This is a genomic window from Halomarina pelagica (assembly GCF_024228315.1).
GTDB lineage: Archaea > Halobacteriota > Halobacteria > Halobacteriales > Haloarculaceae > Halomarina > Halomarina pelagica.
Map to the genome: position 1 here is coordinate 2,107,085 of NZ_CP100454.1, position 17,264 is coordinate 2,124,348.

At 71.7% G+C, this 17,264-nt stretch carries 22 protein-coding genes; 8 read left to right on the forward strand and 14 right to left on the reverse strand.

All coding sequences use genetic code 11. From position 1 onward, the window contains the following. Nucleotides 1-16: 16 nt before the first annotated feature. Nucleotides 17-253, reverse strand: a complete 237-nt coding sequence (locus NKI68_RS10895) for a DUF8151 family protein (RefSeq protein ID WP_254543083.1) — start codon at nucleotides 251-253, stop codon at nucleotides 17-19. A gap of 95 nt (nucleotides 254-348) precedes the next feature. Between NKI68_RS10895 and NKI68_RS10900 the strand changes: the two genes are divergently transcribed. After that, entirely contained in the window at nucleotides 349-576 is a 228-nt protein-coding gene (locus NKI68_RS10900) for a DUF7860 family protein (protein WP_254543084.1), read from the forward strand. Continuing rightward, nucleotides 573-1,205: a uracil-DNA glycosylase gene (locus NKI68_RS10905; protein WP_254543085.1), complete on the forward strand. Its 633-nt coding sequence runs from the start codon at nucleotides 573-575 to the stop codon at nucleotides 1,203-1,205. Before NKI68_RS10900 ends, NKI68_RS10905 begins: the two co-directional genes overlap by 4 nt. A gap of 25 nt (nucleotides 1,206-1,230) precedes the next feature. On the opposite strand, the gene NKI68_RS10910 is transcribed toward NKI68_RS10905, so the two are convergent. Next, entirely contained in the window at nucleotides 1,231-1,578 is a 348-nt protein-coding gene (locus tag NKI68_RS10910; RefSeq protein ID WP_254543086.1) for a DUF7344 domain-containing protein, read from the reverse strand. Nucleotides 1,579-1,788: 210 nt separating this feature from the next. Between NKI68_RS10910 and NKI68_RS10915 the strand changes: the two genes are divergently transcribed. After that, a complete protein-coding gene (locus NKI68_RS10915; protein ID WP_254543087.1) occupies nucleotides 1,789-2,250 on the forward strand; it encodes a thioesterase family protein in 462 nt (153 codons plus the stop codon). Between the two features lie 62 nt (nucleotides 2,251-2,312). Further along, on the forward strand, nucleotides 2,313-3,188 hold the full coding sequence (locus tag NKI68_RS10920) for a halocarboxylic acid dehydrogenase DehI family protein (RefSeq protein ID WP_254543088.1): 876 nt from the start codon (nucleotides 2,313-2,315) through the stop codon (nucleotides 3,186-3,188). Here NKI68_RS10920 and NKI68_RS10925 read toward each other — a convergent pair whose 3' ends face one another. Then, nucleotides 3,189-4,499, reverse strand: a complete 1,311-nt coding sequence (locus tag NKI68_RS10925; RefSeq protein ID WP_254543089.1) for an MFS transporter — start codon at nucleotides 4,497-4,499, stop codon at nucleotides 3,189-3,191. A 231-nt stretch (nucleotides 4,500-4,730) separates the two neighbouring features. On the opposite strand from NKI68_RS10925, the gene NKI68_RS10930 reads away from it, so the two are divergent. Continuing rightward, the gene (locus NKI68_RS10930; RefSeq protein ID WP_254543090.1) at nucleotides 4,731-5,066 is read left to right on the forward strand and encodes a hypothetical protein; all 336 of its coding nucleotides are present in this window, start codon (nucleotides 4,731-4,733) and stop codon (nucleotides 5,064-5,066) included. A gap of 57 nt (nucleotides 5,067-5,123) precedes the next feature. Here NKI68_RS10930 and NKI68_RS10935 read toward each other — a convergent pair whose 3' ends face one another. From NKI68_RS10935 to NKI68_RS10945, 3 genes are read right to left on the reverse strand one after another with little or no spacing between them, the layout of a single operon-like run. Beyond that, entirely contained in the window at nucleotides 5,124-6,047 is a 924-nt protein-coding gene (locus NKI68_RS10935; protein ID WP_254543091.1) for an amidohydrolase family protein, read from the reverse strand. Beyond that, on the reverse strand, nucleotides 6,044-6,436 hold the full coding sequence (locus tag NKI68_RS10940) for a methylated-DNA--[protein]-cysteine S-methyltransferase (RefSeq protein WP_254543092.1): 393 nt from the start codon (nucleotides 6,434-6,436) through the stop codon (nucleotides 6,044-6,046). The genes NKI68_RS10935 and NKI68_RS10940 overlap by 4 nt, the downstream gene beginning before the upstream one ends. Further along, on the reverse strand, nucleotides 6,436-7,431 hold the full coding sequence (locus tag NKI68_RS10945; RefSeq protein ID WP_254543093.1) for a hypothetical protein: 996 nt from the start codon (nucleotides 7,429-7,431) through the stop codon (nucleotides 6,436-6,438). The genes NKI68_RS10940 and NKI68_RS10945 overlap by 1 nt, the downstream gene beginning before the upstream one ends. 111 nt (nucleotides 7,432-7,542) lie before the next feature. Between NKI68_RS10945 and NKI68_RS10950 the strand changes: the two genes are divergently transcribed. Continuing rightward, on the forward strand, nucleotides 7,543-7,965 hold the full coding sequence (locus NKI68_RS10950) for an HIT family protein (protein WP_254543094.1): 423 nt from the start codon (nucleotides 7,543-7,545) through the stop codon (nucleotides 7,963-7,965). 54 nt (nucleotides 7,966-8,019) lie between these two features. Then, nucleotides 8,020-8,763, forward strand: a complete 744-nt coding sequence (locus NKI68_RS10955) for a P-loop NTPase family protein (protein ID WP_254543095.1) — start codon at nucleotides 8,020-8,022, stop codon at nucleotides 8,761-8,763. Here the strand turns inward: NKI68_RS10955 and NKI68_RS10960 are convergent. Then, entirely contained in the window at nucleotides 8,760-9,272 is a 513-nt protein-coding gene (locus tag NKI68_RS10960) for a DUF7858 family protein (protein WP_254543096.1), read from the reverse strand. The two genes, NKI68_RS10955 and NKI68_RS10960, sit on opposite strands and share 4 nt — an antisense overlap. Before the next feature lie 173 nt (nucleotides 9,273-9,445). Between NKI68_RS10960 and NKI68_RS10965 the strand changes: the two genes are divergently transcribed. After that, the gene (locus tag NKI68_RS10965) at nucleotides 9,446-10,312 is read left to right on the forward strand and encodes a transcription initiation factor IIB (RefSeq protein WP_254543097.1); all 867 of its coding nucleotides are present in this window, start codon (nucleotides 9,446-9,448) and stop codon (nucleotides 10,310-10,312) included. On the opposite strand, the gene NKI68_RS10970 is transcribed toward NKI68_RS10965, so the two are convergent. From NKI68_RS10970 to NKI68_RS11000, 7 genes are all read right to left on the reverse strand, one after another. Next, nucleotides 10,291-10,950, reverse strand: coding sequence for a nucleotide-binding protein (locus NKI68_RS10970; RefSeq protein ID WP_254543098.1), 660 nt, complete (start codon nucleotides 10,948-10,950; stop codon nucleotides 10,291-10,293). The genes NKI68_RS10965 and NKI68_RS10970 overlap by 22 nt on opposite strands. Then, nucleotides 10,947-11,675, reverse strand: coding sequence for a DUF7857 domain-containing protein (locus NKI68_RS10975; RefSeq protein ID WP_254543099.1), 729 nt, complete (start codon nucleotides 11,673-11,675; stop codon nucleotides 10,947-10,949). The genes NKI68_RS10970 and NKI68_RS10975 overlap by 4 nt, the downstream gene beginning before the upstream one ends. Before the next feature lie 30 nt (nucleotides 11,676-11,705). Next, the gene (locus NKI68_RS10980) at nucleotides 11,706-12,536 is read right to left on the reverse strand and encodes a DUF7856 family protein (RefSeq protein ID WP_254543100.1); all 831 of its coding nucleotides are present in this window, start codon (nucleotides 12,534-12,536) and stop codon (nucleotides 11,706-11,708) included. 10 nt (nucleotides 12,537-12,546) lie between these two features. Next, nucleotides 12,547-12,900, reverse strand: a complete 354-nt coding sequence (locus NKI68_RS10985) for a DUF7855 family protein (protein ID WP_254543101.1) — start codon at nucleotides 12,898-12,900, stop codon at nucleotides 12,547-12,549. Between the two features lie 55 nt (nucleotides 12,901-12,955). After that, nucleotides 12,956-13,225, reverse strand: coding sequence for a DUF7854 family protein (locus NKI68_RS10990; protein ID WP_254543102.1), 270 nt, complete (start codon nucleotides 13,223-13,225; stop codon nucleotides 12,956-12,958). Between the two features lie 58 nt (nucleotides 13,226-13,283). Next, a complete protein-coding gene (locus NKI68_RS10995; protein ID WP_254543103.1) occupies nucleotides 13,284-13,598 on the reverse strand; it encodes a DUF7968 family protein in 315 nt (104 codons plus the stop codon). Between the two features lie 83 nt (nucleotides 13,599-13,681). Then, a complete protein-coding gene (locus NKI68_RS11000) occupies nucleotides 13,682-17,122 on the reverse strand; it encodes an XRE family transcriptional regulator (protein ID WP_254543104.1) in 3,441 nt (1,146 codons plus the stop codon). Nucleotides 17,123-17,264: the final 142 nt, after the last annotated feature.

The following is a 17,264-nucleotide window of genomic DNA, read 5'->3' on the forward strand; positions in this document are numbered from 1 at the left end:
CGGTACGATCGGACGATCAGGCCAGGAGCGCCCGCGCCCGGGGGAGCAGGTGGCCGGTCGCCACGAGGTACGCCCCGCCGAGCGCGACCGCGCCCATGGCGAGCATCCAGAGGCCGAGCGTCTGGTCGGTTCCGAGCGTGGTGAGTCCCGCCTGTTCGGTGAGCAGACCGACGCCCGTCAGCGCGACCGTCACGGCCGCGTAGACGAGCACGGAGAGCGCCTCGAGCGCGGGTTCGAGCAACGCGTCGTTCACGGGGGAGGGTATCGCGCTCTCGGATAAACCACTTGCGGAACGTGTGCTATTCGCTCTCGAACAGGTTTATGCCCGAGGTGGCGAATACGTGAGGTATGGGACGTTACGGTTCGCTCGATTACACTAGGCTCACGAAGGGCGGCTTCCTGCTCGGCCTCGCGCTGTTCCTCGTCGGGGCCATCGGGGGCGCGTTCGCCCCCGCGGTGCTCGGCTCGACGCCCGGCTGGCTCTCCACCGTCTTCGTTGACATGGAGGCCGTCGGCATCCTCGTCGGCCTGCTCTCGCCCATCGTCTTCGGCGTCGTCCTCCCGCTGACGGAGTGACGGTGTCGCCGCGGTACCCCGAGCCCGACGACCGCCTCGTCCTCGAACCCGACTGCCGGCGGTGCCCCGAACTCGCCGACGCCCGCGAGCGCATCTCGTGGGGCGTCGGACCCGCGAACGCCGATCTCGTGGTCGTCGGCGAGGCCCCCGGCGCGGGCGCGCCCGAGGCGGATCGCTGGCGGGGCGGCAACTGGACCGGCGTGGCCTACACCTCCCGCGCCTCGGGTCGGAAGGTGCGGGCGATGTTCGAGGAACTGGGCTACCCGGACGCCTACTACACGAACGCGGTGAAGTGCTTCCCGCCCGCCCCCGGGGGCGGCAACCGCGAACCCACCGACGAGGAGCGCGCGAACTGCCGCCCGCACCTCCTGCGCGAGATCGAACTGATCGACCCGGCGTGCGTCGTCGCCACCGGCAAGCACGCCGCGCGGTCGCTGCTCGCGGTCGAGGGACGCGAGGTCGACCGCTTTCTCGACCTCGTGCTCGAACCGCAGGCGTGTCCGACGCTCGGCGTTCCGGTCCTCCCCGTACTCCACCCCTCCTATCAGGAGGTCTGGATCGCGCGGCTGGGACACACCTACGAGTCCTACCGCGACGCGATCGGAGAGGCGCTGGCGGCGTACGTCTGACGCCAGCGCGTCCGTCCGCGGGTCGTCAGAGCCAGTCGTCCGGCAGTTCGTCTCGGTTGTCGTGCAGGAGGCGGATCGCCGGTTCGATCTCGCGGAAGTGCGGACCGGGACCGATCGTCCCCCGCTCGCGATCCCAGGCGACGAAGCCCGCCGCCGCCAGCTTCGGCAGGTGGACGTGGCGGAGGCGCCCCCGACACTCTTCCGATAGCTCTCCCCGCGCCGTGAACGCGTCGACGCCGAACGCCTCCCCCTCCGATCGGCGTCTCCGACGGTACACTTCGAGGAGGAGTCGGCGGCGATAGCGGTCGCTGAGGACGTCGAACATCGCGTCGAGCGACGAAGCGACGTCGGATTCGTGGTGGTCTGTCGTCATTTCGTGGGCGATAGGACACGCTCGTCGCCGTCGTGGGAACTGCACGGATCGGAGCGACCCAACCAGTGTGATCTGACGCGCCGCGTGAGGAGATCCGGGCGACCGCGTGACCGCAGAACGTCGTGTCTGTCTCCCGGTACTGGCCGAACGGTATTAATGCGTTCCGCGAACCGTGGTAGCGTTTACCCGTTCTCGTGCTAACGGAAAGCCATGACCGTCGACCTCTCCGACCTCGCCCGGCGCGAGGTGACCGGACGCCGCGAGTTCACCGTCCAGCCCCGTCACGCGACGAACGTCTTCGGCGAGCAGGACGACCCGCCCGCGCTCCCCGCGGCGGCGGACGCGACGCCCGAGGAGGCCGTGCGCGTGCTCGGCTCGCCGTCCCTCCTCGCCTTCTGCGAGTTCGTCGGCCGGGAGTCGCTGCACGGACTCCTCCCGGACGGCACGGGCACGGTGGGCGAGCGCGCCGACCTCCGCCACCGGCGGGCCGCGCCCGTCGGGACGACCGTGGCCGTCGAGACGGACCTGGTCGGCGTCGAGGGCCGCCGCCTCGAACTGGCGGCGACCGCCTCGCGCGCGGGCGACGGCGCGGTCGTCGGGACGGCGGATCTCGTCTTCCGGGTCGTCGAGCGCGCGCGGTTCCGGGCGGCGCTGGAGGGACTGGAGGGGTGAGAGCGACGGTCGGGGAGCCGGCCAGCCCCAACGCCTACCCTCCCGGCGTGCGTCCCCCTCCCATGGACACGAGCGAGCAACTGTACGACCGCGAGGCGACCGGGTGGCGGCGGGGCCTCTACGACGACGTCAAACGCACCTTCCGCGCGCCGGTGGTCAACTGGATCTTCCGGACGGCGATGGCGAACGAACCCGCGTTCACCCGCTACGCGTGGGGGCAGGTCAAGCCGCTGTTCGAGACGCGCGCGTTCGCCCGGCTCACGGTCGAGTACCGCGACGCCGTGCTCTCGGAACTGGACGACCTCCCGGCCTACGACCCGGCGGCGCTCGGCGTCTCGCCGGCCGAGTTCGCCGAGTTGCGGGGGCAACTCGCCACCTTCGACGTCGTCGCGCCCCGCCTCGCCGTGCTCTTCGAGGCGATGGACCGGGCGCTCCACGGCGAGGCGGTGGGGACCGAACCGGCGGACGACCCCGCGACGACCGCGCCGTTCCCCGACTGGCTCGACCGCGACCGGGGCGCGCCCCCGTCGATGACCCCGCCCGACGCGGTGCCGGGCGAGCTGTCGGGGACGGTCGAGTCGATCCGGGAGTTCCACGGTTTCGAGTCGAACCTGCCGAGCATCTACCGCTGTCTCGCGCAGTGGCCCGCCGCGCTCGACCGGCTGTGGGGGGACGTCGAATCGGCCTTCGAGAGCGCGGCGTTCGACCGCGCGTGCGATCGCGTGGACGATCTCACGAGCGGGTTCGTGACGGGCGCGCCCTACCGACCCCGCCTCGCGCCCGACGACCTGCGCGGGATCGGGATGGACGAGGATTCGATCGAGGACGTGCAGGACCTCTTCCGGGAGTTCAACTCGGGGCCGGTCGAGACGGTCCTGCCCGCGCTCCCGGTCTTCGCGGCGACGGTGGGCGCGGGCGGCGAACGCTCGTTGTCGTGATCAGTCGTCGGCCGCCGCCACCCCGCCGCGGGCGGGTCGGCCCATCCGCAGGTGGATCCACGCCGCGCAGCCGACGGCGAGCACGCCCGCGAGCGCGGCGAGGCCGAACGCGACGCGGTAGCCGGTGACCGAGTAGACGCGCGCGCCGTTGATCGTCTCGCCCGTCCAGTAGGCGTCGAGCGCGACGCCCATCAGCGCGGGGAAGGTCGCCGCCCCGAAGTAGCCGAGGCTGTTCACCGTGCCGGTCACCGTCCCGCTCGCGGTCGCGCCGTGGCGCTCCTTGGCGACGGTGTAGGCGAGCGCCGTCCCGCCGTTGACGAACGTCCCGAGGAAGAGCAGCGCCCCGAGCACCGGCAGCGGCGGCGCGACCGCGAGGAAGATGGCCCCGTAGGCGAGCGTGAACCCGACGCTCGACGCGAGGATGACCTCCGTCCGGCGGCCGAGGCGATCGGAGAGCGCGCCGAAGACGGGCGGGCCGAGTAGCAGGCCGACGTTCCCGAGCAGGACGTACGTCGAGGCGCGGGCGACCGACACGTCGTAGACGTGGACGACGTACGGCACGCCCCACAGCCCGAGGACGGTGAAGTTGACTCCGAAGAGGAAGAAGAGCATGCCGCCGAGCAGCCACGTCTCCCGCTCGCGCAGGACGCGTTTCGTGTTCGCGAGGACCGTCGCGGCGCTCACCGCCTCCGTCCCGGGGGTCACGCCGTCGGGCGCGTCGAAGCCGGCCCGCGCGGGGCGGTCGCGGACGAGCGCGTAGACGACGACCGAGATGCAGAGGCCGACCGCCCCCGCGATCAGCAGCGCCGTCCGCCAGCCGAGGGCCCCCGCCGCGAGCGCCAGCGGGGTGGTGGCGAACACGCCGCCGAGGCCCGCGGCGGCGATCGTCCACCCGGTCATCGTGGCGAACTCGTCCGCGCGGAACCAGTTCGCGCAGAACCGGAGCGTGGCGATGTAGAGGACGCTCCCGCCGAGGCCGATACTCGCGCGGGCGAGGAAGCCCCCGACGAGCGTCCCCCGGGTGGCGAACGCGAACACGCCGGCGCTCATCACCACCAGCCCGAGGGCGGCCACGCGACGCACCCCCGCGCGATCGACGAGCACGCCCGCCGGTAGCTGGAGGGCGGCGTAGACGTAGAAGAACGAGGCGTGGAGCAGGCCGAGTTCGGCCGCGCTGGTGTCGAACGCGCGGGTCAGCTGATCCGCGAGCACCGACGAGGAGACGCGGTGGAAGTTCACCAGCAGAAAACCGCCAGCCAGGATCGTCCACAGCACCCAGCGCCACCGTCGCGGATCCGACCGGAGCGTCATTCCCTGTTCCGTTCGGCTCGAGCGACAAATAGCTAGGTACGGTCAGCAGTTCGCGAAGCCGGTTTCGGCGTACCGGTCGAACGCCGCCCCCTCTCGTCACTGCGGGATCCTGTGGTTGCGGTGAAAACTTATGCCGGTACCCTCGAATCGTTCGCTCACGATGACGAAATCGACCGGTGAGACGATCGGACGTGTCTCGGGAGCGTCACCGTACTGCTGATCGTCGCGCTGGTGATACGACAGACGTTCCTCGGCGTCGCACATCCCGTCACTGGCGAGTTCGTCAGGGGGATCGACGTCCTCACCGACGAACCGGGAGGGGCCTACCGAGTCGTCATCACCGGCGTCTCCAGCCTCGTGATCGCGGGCGTCGTCGCGTACGCCGCGTACGCGAAGCGACTGACCGTCCTCTGGTTACTCGCGCTCGCGCTCGCCGCCGCGCTCGTCGTCGGTGCAGACCTGGTCGTGGCGCTCCCGGCCGTCCTCGCGCTCCTGCTTCTCACCGCGGTCGCGTACTCCGTCGGCGAGTACATGCACGTCCTCCGGTCGAGGGGGGACGCCACCTGATCCGATCCCGTCCTCGAATCGCGGATCGGCCGGGGGGCATACAGGTCGTCGGAGGAGCTACCGCTCCCCGAGAAAGCGCGCCGCCGCGCCCCGGAGGAGCGCGTCGAAGGCCCCGTCGGACAGGTCCCGGGACAGCAGGTGCTCGCGTTCGCGCTCGTAAGCGTAGGGGACGTTCGGGTAGTCGGAGCCGTACATGATCCGGCCGGCGAGGTCCTCGAAAGCGGCGTCCGGGATCGAGGCGGGGTCGAAGTCCAGCAGGTCGGGCGCGGTGGACGCCATCGCCACGCAGGTGTCGAGGAACACGGACTCGCGCTCGCGGGCCAGGTCGAGAAAGCCCTCGTGCTCGTAGGTGCCCATGTGGGCGCAGCAGGCCCGTACCTCGGGGTAGGAGTCGACGAACGCCCGGAAGCGGTCGAGGCCGACGTGGGGGCTGTCCTCGAACATCGGCGCGGTGCCCGCGTGGAAGACGATCGGGCGGTCGTACTCGGCGGCGAGTTCGTAGGCGGGGTCCAGCCGCGGGTCGTCCGGCGCGCAGCCCTGGACGGGACACTGGAACTTCAGGCCCCGCGCGCCCCCTTCGAAGGCGTCGCGGACGACCGCCCGCACCTCGTCGTCGGCGTGGACCGTCGCGAACGGGATCGCCATCTCCGACGCGCCAGCCCGCTCGAGCAGCCACGCGTTCAGCTCCCGCGCGATGCCCGGCTTGTGGGCGTAGGGGAGCGCCACGTAGCGCGCGACGCCCTGCGCCCGCAGCGCGCGCTCCACGTCCGCCTGGGCGGCCGAGTCCGGGAACGACCAGCCCGCCTCGTCGTGCAGGGCGCTCCGGATGGCCGCCATGAGGCGCTCGGGCATCAGGTGGACGTGGGCGTCCGTGACGTCGCTGAAGCGGTCGTCACGGTCAGCGTCGCCGGGATCGTCCCGGGTCGCGTCGTCGGGGACGTCGTCCCCCGCCGCGCCGCCGGATCGACCCCCTCCCGTCATGCGCGCTCGGCCTCGAAGTCGAGCAGGCGGCGCTTGCACGCGACCCCGTCGGCGGCCGAGAACCCGCGCAGGTCGCCGTCGCTGCCGACCACCCGGTGGCAGGGGACGACCAGCGGGACGGGGTTGCGCCCGCACGCCCCGCCGACGGCGACGGGGGCGGTGTCGAGGTCGGCGGCGAGGTCGCCGTAGGTGCGCGTCTCGCCGTAGGGGATCGCCGCCATGGCGCGCATGACCCGCCCGGTGAACGTGTCGGGGAACCGGATAGGGAGGTCGAACGACCGGCGCTCGCCGCGCTCGTACTCCCTGACCTGCTCGCGGACCTCGTCGGGGTCGGCGTCGAGGGACCGCTCGTCGAGGACGAGGTCGGACCCGAGGACGGAGACGCGCATCAGAAGTGCCCCCGCGCCTCCGCCGCGTACGTCTCGGGGGCGACGTCCACCACGCCCTCGTCGTGCAGCACCGTGAAGAACGGCGAGTCGCTCCAGTAGTACCGGTCGAACACCGACCGCGCGACGACGTCGAACACGGGCGTCGCTCCCTCGTCGAGGAAGAGCGCGAAGTTGAAGCTGTTCAGCCCGGCGTCGCCGTAGTACGAGAGGACGCTCGCGATCCCCGACGCGAGGTCGGCGAGGAGGTCGCTCTCGGGGGCCGGGACGCCCTCCGCCCCGGTCGCGACGCCGACCAGGTGGCGGTGGTGGCGCGGGGCGAACGGCGCGAGCCACGAGACGCCGCTCGTCTCGGCGACGAACCGCTCGCCGTCGCGCTCCTCGTCGGTGAGGTCCGCCCAGTAGTCCGCGCCGTGCTCCTCGCGGTAGGCGCGGTCGGCCTCGCGCAGCTCGCGCTGGACGTTCGTCCCCCGGTCGTCGACGAGCGTCTGGAGGTGCGGGTGGATGATGCTGCTGCCCGCCGGTCGGAGGAAGTTCATGTTCACGCTCGCGTGCGGGGCGTCCTCGTGGTCGCGGACGGCCGTCACGTACCGGAGCGCGGCGCGGAGTCCGTCCTCGAACACCTCGGGCGTGAACCCGTCGATCGGCCGGTAGTGGTCCTCCGTGAGGGCGACGACGTTCGAGTGCGCGCCGTAGGGGTTGAGGTTCGGGAAGGAGGTCGCCTCGCCCTCCGTCACCCGCTCCTCGCCCACCCAGTCGGGGTACTTCGGGGTGACCTCCTCGACCGTCCCCGGGCAGAAGAAGCAGTTCTCGTCGTCGCGCACGACCTCCTCGATGTCGAACTCCCCGGGGTGGACGAAGCTCTCGGGGACGATCCGCGCCTGTCGCCCGGTCAGCGGGTCCTCTCGCACCTCGACCTCGACCTCGACCGGGGCGAAGTCCTCGAGCGGACTGTAGAAGGACGCCCGCTGTACGTCCCTGACGAACTCGATTGGCATGATGTCTCACGGTTTCGCGGGTCGAGACAAAAAGGTTCACCGCCCCGGCGCGCCGGCCCCCCGGTCGGAGTCACCGGGAGGCTTTTCCCGCCGCCGGACGACCGCCCGCCCATGACCGACTGCATCTTCTGTCGCATCGTCGACGGCGACCTCCCGAGCCGCACGGTGTACGAGGACGACTCGATCCTCGCCTTCCTCGACGCGAACCCACTCGCGCCGGGGCACACGCTCGTCGTCCCGAAGGCCCACCACGAGCGGCTCGACGACCTCCCCGGCGACCTCGCGGCGGACCTCTTCGCGGTCCTCTACGACCTCGTGTCGGCCGTCGAGGACGCGGTCGACGCCGACGCCACCACCGTCGGGTTCAACGACGGCGCGGCGGCCGGCCAGGAGGTGCCCCACGTCCACGGCCACGTCGTCCCCCGGTTCGAGGGCGACGGCGGCGGCCCCATCCACGCCGTCGCGGGGAGCAGCCCCGACCTGAGCGACGGGGAACTGGACGACATCGCCGCGGCGATCGGGGAACGGGCGTAGCCGCCGTCGCTCGCCTACCTGATATTTTTATACGAGACTGTCCCGATATACTGTATGAACAGTTACAGCCTCGTCGGTGCCACCGGCGGCGCGGGGACGACCCGTCTCGCGCTGGAGTTCGGTGCGCTGCTCGCCCGCGGCGGCCACGACGTCGCCGTCATCGACGCGGCGTACGCCACGCAGGGGCTCGCCGATCACTGCCCGGTCCGTCCCGAGGCGGACGTGACCGAACTGACGCTCGACCCCGACGCGCCGCTGGAGGCCGGCCTGGTCGACCTCGCGCCCGACGCCGCGGGCCGTCTCGCGGCCTGTCCCGCCCGCGCGCCGTTCGAACGGCTGGCCCGCGCGAAGACGCCCGAGGCCGCCCGGCGGTTCGAGGCGCGTATCGAGGAGGCGGGCGACCGCTTCGACCACGTCCTCGTCGACACGCCGCCGGTCGCGGCGAACCAGGCGGTCGCGGCGGTCTCGGCCTGCGAGTCGACGGTACTCGTCGCCCCGTCCGGACAGCGCGGTCGCGACTCGCTGGTGCGGGCGCGCGACCGCCTCGCGGACCTCGCGGTCGAGGCCGACGCGGTCGTCGTGAATCGGACCGAGCGGCTCGACGCCGCGCCCGACGCCGACGCCGTCGTTCCGGAGTCGTCCGTCGTCGATCCGGCGGCCGTGCCGGTCTGTGATACCGAGGACGGTCCGTTCGCCGCCGGCGTCGCCGCGGCGGTCTCGACGCTCTTCGGCGTGCGCGTCGAGGTGGCGGTCGAGCGGGGCGGGGTGCGCGAACGGTTGCGGTCGCTCCGACGCTAGCGGCAGTCGAACCCGTCGTCCATCGTCTCGGCGAGGAGGTCTCGCTTGGCGACCGCCGCGTCCCCGTCGGGGGCGAGCACGCCCTCCAGCGCCTCGCTCGCGCCGGAGATCGGATCGTGCGTCTCGACGTAGACGGCGAGCGCGAACGCGGACTCGCTCGCCCCCGAGAGCGCGAGGGCGTCGGCGCGCGAGAGTCGCGCGTCCAGCCAGTCGCGCACCAGGTCGCGGCCCGTCGGTCCGAGCGGCGAGACGTGCTCGCCGAGCAGGTGCAACACCTTCGCGCCGGTCATCGCCGGCAGGTCGGCCGTGGCGGCGCTCGCGCCGACGCTCGCCCCCTCCGCGTAGGTCTCGACTACCGCCGCCGCGGCTTCGGGGGAACACGGTAGCTCCGCCGAGAACGCGGCGAGTCGCTCGTCGAGGGCCGTCTCGGTCGCGTCGACGGTCGCGATCCCGCGCTCGCGCTGCTCGGTCGTCACCTCCAACCCGGCGGCGATGTCGGATAATCCCATATCAGACACTATCTCGTAATCTGACTTAAATGTGAGGTAGTAGTTTCATAATGGTTTGAGGACTGCCGACCGCCAGAGGTACCGGTAACCGGTACCTGGGCCCCTCGATCACGATCTCGTTTTCCGACCTGTCGCTCTTCTTTAAAGGTGGTGTCGGGACAAGTTCCACCTGTATGAGTTCGGCATCAGCACGGTGTTGCCCCGAGTGCGACGGTCGCCTGCACCGCGAGCGGACCGAGACGATCTGCGGCAGTTGTGGCCTCGTCGTGAGCGAGGACGCGATCGACCGCGGCCCCGAGTGGCGTTCGTTCGCCGCGGACGAGGCGGATCCCAGGCGCACGGGCGCGCCGCTGACCCGTTCGCGTCACGATCGCGGTCTCTCGACGGAGATCGGCTACGCGACGCGACTCAAGGGCCGGAAGCGCCGTCGCGTCGCCCGGATGCGTCGCCACCACAACCGCGCGAAGATCGGCTCGAAGACGGAACGAAACCGCGTCTACGCCTTCACCGAGATCCGCCGGCTCATCGGCGCGCTCCAGCTTCCCGACCACGTCCGCGACCGCGCGTGCGTCCTCTTCGAGTCCGCGCAGAACGAGGACCTCCTCCGGGGACGCTCCATCGAGGGGTTCGCCGCGGCGGCGGTGTACGCGACCTGTCGCGCCGACGCCATCTCGCGCACCGTGGCGGAGGTCGTCGCGCACGCCAAGGCGACTCGGGCGGAACTGAAGGCGGCCTACGACGCGCTGAACCGCGAACTCGGGCTCCCCACCGGTCCGATCGACCCTCGCGAGTACCTCGCGCGCTTCGCGACGGAACTCGACCTCCCCGCCGCCGTCGAGCGCCGCGCTCGCGACCTCGCCGGGGAGGCGGCGGAGCGCGGGCTCGTCTCGGGGCGTAACCCGGCGGGCGTCGCCGCGGCGTGCCTCTACACGGCGGCCGACGAGGTCGACCACGCGATCACCCAGCGCCGCGTCGCGGCCGTCGCCGACGTCACCCCCGTCACGCTCCGATCGACGTACTACGACCTGACCGACGACTGAACGACCGCGCCCAGTTCCTCGAACGGCTCCGCCGCCCGTCCGTCGAGCGACGTGACCGGCACGCCGTGGGCCGTCGCTCGCGCGACGGCGGCGGACTCGGGGATCGTCGTCACCGGCGCGCCGAAGAGCTGCTCGACCCGATCCGCGGCCGGGTGCTCGCCCGCCCGATTGAGCGCGACGGCGGCGAGCCCCGCGTCGAGTTCCCGCGCGAGGACGCGCACCCGGACGGCGTCGGCCAGCGCGACCGCCGACGGCGTCGTCACGATCACGGACGCCTCCGCCGCGAGCAACGCCATCCCCACGTCGCTCCCCAGCCCCGCGGGGCAGTCGACGACGCACCGACCGTACGCCTCGGCGACCGCCGCGAGCGCAGTCGAGAGGGCGCGCGGGTCCGCCGCCCGCGCGCCGGCGAGCGTCCGACCGCAGGGGAGGATCGACACCGGCCCGTCCTCGCGCACGGCCTCGACGGGATCCGCCCGCCCCGCCAGCACGTCGTGGAGGTCCGGCCCGCGGGCGGCGGGGAGGTCTGCCATCCCGAGATCGGCGTCCACGACGACCGCGTCGAGCGCCCGCCCGAGGTTGTACGCGACGGTCGTCTTCCCGACGCCGCCCTTTCCGCCGGTGACGGCGAGGATCACGCGACGCGCTCCAGCGTCTCGATCGGGAGGTCGAGCGCCGCCCGCCCGCGCAGGTCGGCGACGCGCGCCTCCAGCCGCGCCAGCGCCTCCCGGTCGTCTTCGAGCGCGGACCGAAGCGCACGCGCGCCGGCCAGTCCGCCGACGCGCTCCAGCGCCGCCGTCGCGTCGTCCAGCGTCTCCACGGCGGCGAGTTCCTCGGCCGCCTCGATCCGCGCCTCGACGGTGGGGAGCGCCGCCGTCGCCGCGCGCACCGAGCCGTCGTCTCCCTCGCGCTCGTCGGTCGCCTCTCGCTCGCTCCCCGCGCTCCGCTCGCGTTCGTCCACTCGCCCGCCCTCGCTCCTTCGTTCGGGAACCGGCACGGCCGCTCGCGGCGGCCGGGGATCGCCGAGCGCCCGGACGACGCCGTCGGGGGTCGCCTCGACCGCCGGTGCCCATCCGGGGCGGTCGAACGTCGGTGGCTCCTCGACGATCGGTAACGGTTCGACGTCCACCGGCGCGCCGTCCGTCGGCGGGGCGGGTGTAGCGAAGCCGAGCGACAGGATCCCGTCCACGACCCCCTCGTATCCATCGTCCGTCCACCCCGCTTCGGGCACGCCACGGCGGCGGGGCGGCCAGATCGGCGCGAGCGCGCTCGTCAGTCGAACCCGCCGTCGGCGGTCGCTCCGGAGGACGACCGAGACGAACGTCACCCCGTTTCGGCGACACTGTGACCACTCGCTGTCCATGCGGACGCTTGCCGCGTCTTCCGGGATAAACTACAGGCGGAGGACGGGCGCGTCGAGCCACTCGGCGGCCGCCGTCGCGCTCTCGAAGCGGTCGCACGCGAGCACGACCGGTGCCCGGACGGTCCCCACGCGGAGCACCGCGAGGGTCGCCGTGACGCCGTCCGCGGCGAACGGATCGGACGCGGCCGCCGTCGCTCCGGGCGCGTCGGCGACCGCCGCGCGGTACTCGTCGGTCACGCGCTCGACCAGGTGCCGCCGCGCCGCCCGGTCGAGGTTCGCGACGCGGTCGGCGAGTCGCCGACGCTCGTCGCGGGCGTCGCGGACGGCGCGCTGGCGCTCCGCGAGCGCGTCGAGTTCCTGCGCGGCCGCCTCGCGCGCCGTCTCCCGCTCGGAGAGCGCCCGCGCGGCCTCGGCGAGATCGGCCCGCGCCGCCTCCGCCCCCGCCTCGTCGTCCGCCTCTCGGAGCGCCTGTATCCGACCCTGGAGGGTCGCACACCGCTCGCGCAACCGGGCCACGTCGGCGTCGGCCGCCGCGACTCGACGCCGTGCGTCGCTGGCGTCAACCCGCTCGACCCGTGCGGCGTCGAGTTCGGCCAGTCGCCGTCGGGCGCGGTCGCGCTCCTCGTCCTGCGGGGCGAGGAACCCCCGCGACCGGGCGGCAAGCGCCAGCGCCGTTCGCACCCTGAGCGTCGCGTCCCGGCGGACGACGCCCGCCCGTTCGTGGAGCGCCCCCGGCGGCGGACACTCGACGAAGCCGTCGGCCTCCCGGACCGCTCGCGCGACGCGCCCGACGGCGAGTCCGCTCCCCCGGAGGTCGATCGCGTCCCCGGTCAGCGTCGCGGACGGCAGGTGGACCCTCATCGTCGCGTCGTCACAGCTCCCGGTCGGCCAGCTCCCGGTCGGCTAGCTCCTCGGGCGCAGGGTGGTCGGTCCCCGCCGCGAACGTCGCGTAGGGGACGTTGGGGTTCTCCCGGCGCTCGTAGGCGCGGGCGGCCTCGCGAACGCGCTCGGGGACGGCGCTGAACTCGTTGAACGGCTCGACGCGCGAGATCTGCACCTCGCCGGGGTGCTTCTCGCGCAGGCGGAGCGCGAGGAACGCGCCGAGTTCCGTCGCCTCGAACAGCGCGACCCGACCGAACCGCCTGACGACGCTCCCCTCGTGGGTCCGATGGACGTTCCTGAGGCTCCCGCGGGCGGCCCGCGAGTAGGCGATGACCAGTAGCACTGGGTGAACTGGAACACCTCTATACGATAAACAGTACGATTTTCGTGACTGTCGGTCACTCGACGCGCTCGACGTCGAACGGGCCGGGGTCGTCGACGAGCGCGCGCAGGCGCTCGCGCGCCTCCTTCGGCGAGGTCGCCACGACGACGAGGCCGTCGATCGGCGGATCGCCGCTGGCGCGGTAGGCGTCCTGTTCCGCGAACGACGTGGCGTAGGTGCGCAGGACGCCGCGGACGCGCCGCTCGGCCGTGGCGAGGTCGCACTCGCCCGCCTCGAAGTCGCTCAGCGCGTCCTCGATGTTGCGCAGCGCGGAGATCCGATCCATTCGACTGGTCGTGATCGAGCGCGGGGCATAAGTCTCCCGCTCGGGCGTACCGGTCGACTCAGTCCGTCCCCGGCTCCGGTCCCGCCCGGCTCTGCGCGCGCCAGCCGCCCGACAGGTCGCACTCCGGGCGCTCGACGTACGCGATCTCCGTCTCCCGCGTCACCTCGCCCTCCCCCTCGACCGCCTCGACGACGAACGCGATGTCGTGGGAACTCCCGCAGCAGCCGACGTCACAGAACTCCTCGAAGCGCTCGCCCTCCTCGAACGTCCCGTGGGTGCGCCTGAGCCACGCCCGGAAGGGCTTCGTCTCGATCTGCATGCGCCCCCACGCGCTCAGGTCCTCCGGGTGCGAGAGCACGACGCGCGTGATCATGCCCGCGGGTAGGGGCCGAACGCGCATAGGCCTTCGGCGCGCACCGCGTCACGTCTTCGGTACGAGACGCACGAGACGGGCGGTCAGACCGTCCGGAGGTAGTCGGTCTGTGGCTCGTAGACGTCGCCCTGGCGGCGTAGCTTCTCGATCTCGTGTTCGGCCTTGGAGCGCTCGATGCCGACCGCCTCGGCGCGGTCGAGCACCTCCTCGACGGGCGCGCCCTCGTCGTACTCGCCCTCGACCTCGCCGATGATGCCCTTGATGTCGCGGATGCGATCGCGCTGGGTCTTCGAGGTGCCCGTCTCGACGATGTCCGCGTCGAACTCGCCCGTCTCGGGGTCCATGCCGATGTCCTCCAGCGAGGAGCGCACGATGTCGATGACGCGCTGGGCGTCCTCCCGGTCGACGCTGTCGGAGAGGCGGACGCGCGCGGAGGCCTCCGCGAGGCGGACCAGCCCCTCCAGCTTGCGCGCGGTGACGGGGACGGGCGCGTCGCCGTCGGCCCCCTGCGAGCGGAGGTCGACGTAGAACTCCTCGATCTCCTCGCGCGCCTCCTCGGTCATCACCGGGAAGCAGGTGCGCTTCGCGTAGGCGATGTACTTCCGCAGCAGGTCGGCGTCGATGGCCGGCTCGACCCCCTCGGTGACGGTGTCGACCTCGTCCTGCGTGACGTTCGAGGCGTTCGCCTCCGTGCGGTGGGTGTGGAGTTCGCCCGCGTAGTTCGTCGTGAGGATGTGCTTTGCGAGGTCGCGGTCCCGATCCGGGTCGGGCTTGTCGGTGATGGTGAAGATGAGGTCGAACCGCGAGATGAGCGCGGGTTCGAGTTCGATCTGCTCGCCGATGGACTCGTACTCGTCGAAGCGCCCGTACTTCGGGTTGGCCGCGCCGAGGAGCGCACACCGGGACTTGAGCGTCGCGTTAATTCCGGCCTTGCTTATGCTAATACTTTGTTGTTCAAGCGCTTCGTGCATGGCCGAGCGATCCTCCGAGTTGTGGACGACCATCCCGTTCGCCACGAAGTTGTGCGTCCCCTCGACCGTGAGGTCGTACACCTTCGGCCGGCCGCGAGCCTCCAGTTCGTCGAGGAGCGCGCGGGCTCGCGTCCTGACTGCCTCGAACTCGGCGCGCGCGGTCGCTCTGACCTCCGGGAAGCGATCGGTCTCGACGACCCCGTCGAACCAGCGCGAGACCGTCGAACCGGCGACGCCGAGGTCGTCGGCGAGATCCTCGAACGAGACGCCGTGCCGGTCGAGTTCAGCTCGAAGCTCGTCCCAGGACGACGCCGTCGGCTCCTCCGCGAGCAGGCGTTCGGCGGACGATACCGCGTCCGCCGGCGTACAGCCGAGGAGGTCGGCCAACTCGCCGCGTAGCAGTCGGGTACGGTCGTCGGTCGTCCCCGGCGCGACGGGTTCGACGCTCGCGACCCGCCGCCACTTCACGTCGCCGCGGACCAGATCGCGAAACGGCGCGAGGTCGGTGTCGGCGACGGCCGCGACGACCTCGCGGAGCTGTCGTCGAACAGTCTCGCGGAGGTCGTCGTCGTCACCCCACCGTTGAGACACCTGCGACTGGCTGTACGACGTCCCGCTCGCGAGTTCGAGCTGTGAGACGTGGTACCTCTCCTTCACCTGCGAGAGCGTCTCCCAGCGATCGTCCTCGGACAGCGCCTCCGCGTCGGCCGCGGCGTCCCGCCGCCGCGCCTCGAACGCGTCGAGGACCGTTCGACCCAGCCGGAGCGAGACGTTCGCGTCCCCGTTCTCGAAGTTGCAGTACGTCGCGTCGTTCAATCCGCACTCGGACTGGTAGAGCCGGAGGGAGTCGCGGAGGTCCGAGAGCAGGTCGCCGCACGCTGGGACGACGTCGAGGATCGTCCGGTCCCCGCCCACCCGCTCGCACGCGGCGTCGAGGGCCTTCGTGTCGGCTTCGACGGTACCCGCGTCGGCGACCGTACCGCCGTCGGTGGCCGGATGCGGGAGCCGCCGCGGTACGTACACCCAGTCGTCGTGACCGAGTTCGGCCGCGGCCTTCTCGACGCGCTCGCCGCCGTCGAACACGAAGAACGGGTGGTCGGACGTCGCCGTGACGGCCTCGCCGGATTCGAGCGTCACCTCGACGAGGTCGTCGGGTGCGTCGTATGCGTGGACCGCGGTGACCGGTCGCCTGACGAGCCGCCCGTCGTCGGTCATCGTCCACGCCTCCGCGTCCACGTCGCGGATCGTTCGCCCGTTCGGGAGTTCCTCGATCGTCCCGGAGCGGGCGGCCTCGCGCGCCACTTCGCGGATGCGCGTCACGCGTCCGTCCCCGAGGTGGACGAGCGTGTCGCCCGTCACGCACCGCATCTTGTCGAGTTCGTCGATCGCGGCGATTCCCTGATCGGCCAGCACGAGCGCGCCGGCCTCGAGCGACCACTGCTGCCCCTCGCCGAAGTCGTCGCGCACGGCGGCGGCGGTCAGCCCGGCCGCGGAACTCCCCTTCCCCGAGGTGTACACCGATCGCGGCGCGATGTTTCGGACGTACTGCAGCAGCGCCGACTTCCCGGTCCCGGGGTCCCCGATCAGGAGCATGTGGAAGTCGCCGCGGATCCGGGAGCCGTCGGGGAGGTGCTTCGTCACCCCCGAGAAGAGCTGGAGGACGATCGCGAGCTTCTCCTCCTCGTAACCCCAGATGGAGGGGGCGAGCGAGCCGACCATCTGCTCGTAGATGCTCGACTCGTTGGAGAGGTTGACGATCTCGCGTTTCTCCTCGTCGGTGATGTCCATCTCCTCGAACTGCTCGTCCTCGATCTCGATCGAGATGCCGTCCATGAAGATGTCGAACATCGCGGACTTCTTCTGGCCGGACTCCTGCTGGTCGAGCCGGAGGATGCCGGTGACCTTCACGTGGTCGCCGGCGGTCACCCGGCCGGTGACGTCGTCCTCGACGTGGACGTCGATGTTCTGCGGGGTCTCGCCGCCGCGCAGTCCCTCGGGGGACTCCTGGACGCGGAGCTTCTGTGCGTCGACGAACTCCGACTGGTCGAAGTTGATGCGGAACGGTCCCTGTCGCTCACAGCCCTGACACTCGTGGGGCTCCTGGAAGTCGCCGCCCGTCTGGGGGATGCGGGTGAGCGTCCCGCAGCGCTGGCACTCGAAGGCGGCCTGCTGGATCTTCGGGCGAACGTCGGTGGCCTTGCGGACGATCCCCTGCACGCTGATGAGCTGGCCGCGGTGGCGCGCGCGGATCGCCCGGATGTCCGTCGTCCGATCGAGGTCGCGGATGCGGACGTGCGCCTGCCCGAGGCTCACGTCGACCGGCAGGTCGTAGAGCCGGAGGGCCTCCTCCGCGTACTCCTGGAGCTGCCCCGGCTGATTGCGGTACTGTTCGGCGAGTTCCGGGTCGAACCGGTAGAGGTCGGTCCAGGAGATGTAGAGCGAGCGCTGATCGTTGGGATACTTACGCGCGAGTTCACCGATCTCGTTGCGGTAGTACGTCCGATAGAACTCCTCGAACGAGTCGATGATGTCGGTATCCTCCGCGAGCGCCATTTGCCGACGATTGCGCCCGTTCGGATTAAAACCTTCCCACGAAGCGGAGCGAAAGTGAACGTGATCGATCGACGGCCGCTGCGTCCCGTATCGCCCGCTCGTCCTCTCCTCCCTTCGAGACGTACGCGGAGCGGCCGCTCCT

Excerpts from the sequence above, each read along its gene's own strand:
- NKI68_RS10900 (WP_254543084.1), top strand. The coding sequence starts at position 349 with ATGGGACGTTACGGTTCGCTCGATTACACTAGGCTCACGAAGGGCGGC.
- NKI68_RS10910 (WP_254543086.1), bottom strand. The coding sequence starts at position 1,578 with ATGACGACAGACCACCACGAATCCGACGTCGCTTCGTCGCTCGACGCG.
- NKI68_RS10915 (WP_254543087.1), top strand. The coding sequence starts at position 1,789 with ATGACCGTCGACCTCTCCGACCTCGCCCGGCGCGAGGTGACCGGACGC.
- NKI68_RS10920 (WP_254543088.1), top strand. The coding sequence starts at position 2,313 with ATGGACACGAGCGAGCAACTGTACGACCGCGAGGCGACCGGGTGGCGG.
- NKI68_RS10925 (WP_254543089.1), bottom strand. The coding sequence starts at position 4,499 with ATGACGCTCCGGTCGGATCCGCGACGGTGGCGCTGGGTGCTGTGGACG.
- NKI68_RS10935 (WP_254543091.1), bottom strand. The coding sequence starts at position 6,047 with ATGACGGGAGGGGGTCGATCCGGCGGCGCGGCGGGGGACGACGTCCCC.
- NKI68_RS10940 (WP_254543092.1), bottom strand. The coding sequence starts at position 6,436 with ATGCGCGTCTCCGTCCTCGGGTCCGACCTCGTCCTCGACGAGCGGTCC.
- NKI68_RS10945 (WP_254543093.1), bottom strand. The coding sequence starts at position 7,431 with ATGCCAATCGAGTTCGTCAGGGACGTACAGCGGGCGTCCTTCTACAGT.
- NKI68_RS10950 (WP_254543094.1), top strand. The coding sequence starts at position 7,543 with ATGACCGACTGCATCTTCTGTCGCATCGTCGACGGCGACCTCCCGAGC.
- NKI68_RS10955 (WP_254543095.1), top strand. The coding sequence starts at position 8,020 with ATGAACAGTTACAGCCTCGTCGGTGCCACCGGCGGCGCGGGGACGACC.
- NKI68_RS10960 (WP_254543096.1), bottom strand. The coding sequence starts at position 9,272 with ATGGGATTATCCGACATCGCCGCCGGGTTGGAGGTGACGACCGAGCAG.
- NKI68_RS10965 (WP_254543097.1), top strand. The coding sequence starts at position 9,446 with ATGAGTTCGGCATCAGCACGGTGTTGCCCCGAGTGCGACGGTCGCCTG.
- NKI68_RS10975 (WP_254543099.1), bottom strand. The coding sequence starts at position 11,675 with ATGGACAGCGAGTGGTCACAGTGTCGCCGAAACGGGGTGACGTTCGTC.
- NKI68_RS10980 (WP_254543100.1), bottom strand. The coding sequence starts at position 12,536 with ATGAGGGTCCACCTGCCGTCCGCGACGCTGACCGGGGACGCGATCGAC.
- NKI68_RS10990 (WP_254543102.1), bottom strand. The coding sequence starts at position 13,225 with ATGGATCGGATCTCCGCGCTGCGCAACATCGAGGACGCGCTGAGCGAC.
- NKI68_RS10995 (WP_254543103.1), bottom strand. The coding sequence starts at position 13,598 with ATGATCACGCGCGTCGTGCTCTCGCACCCGGAGGACCTGAGCGCGTGG.
- NKI68_RS11000 (WP_254543104.1), bottom strand. The coding sequence starts at position 17,122 with ATGGCGCTCGCGGAGGATACCGACATCATCGACTCGTTCGAGGAGTTC.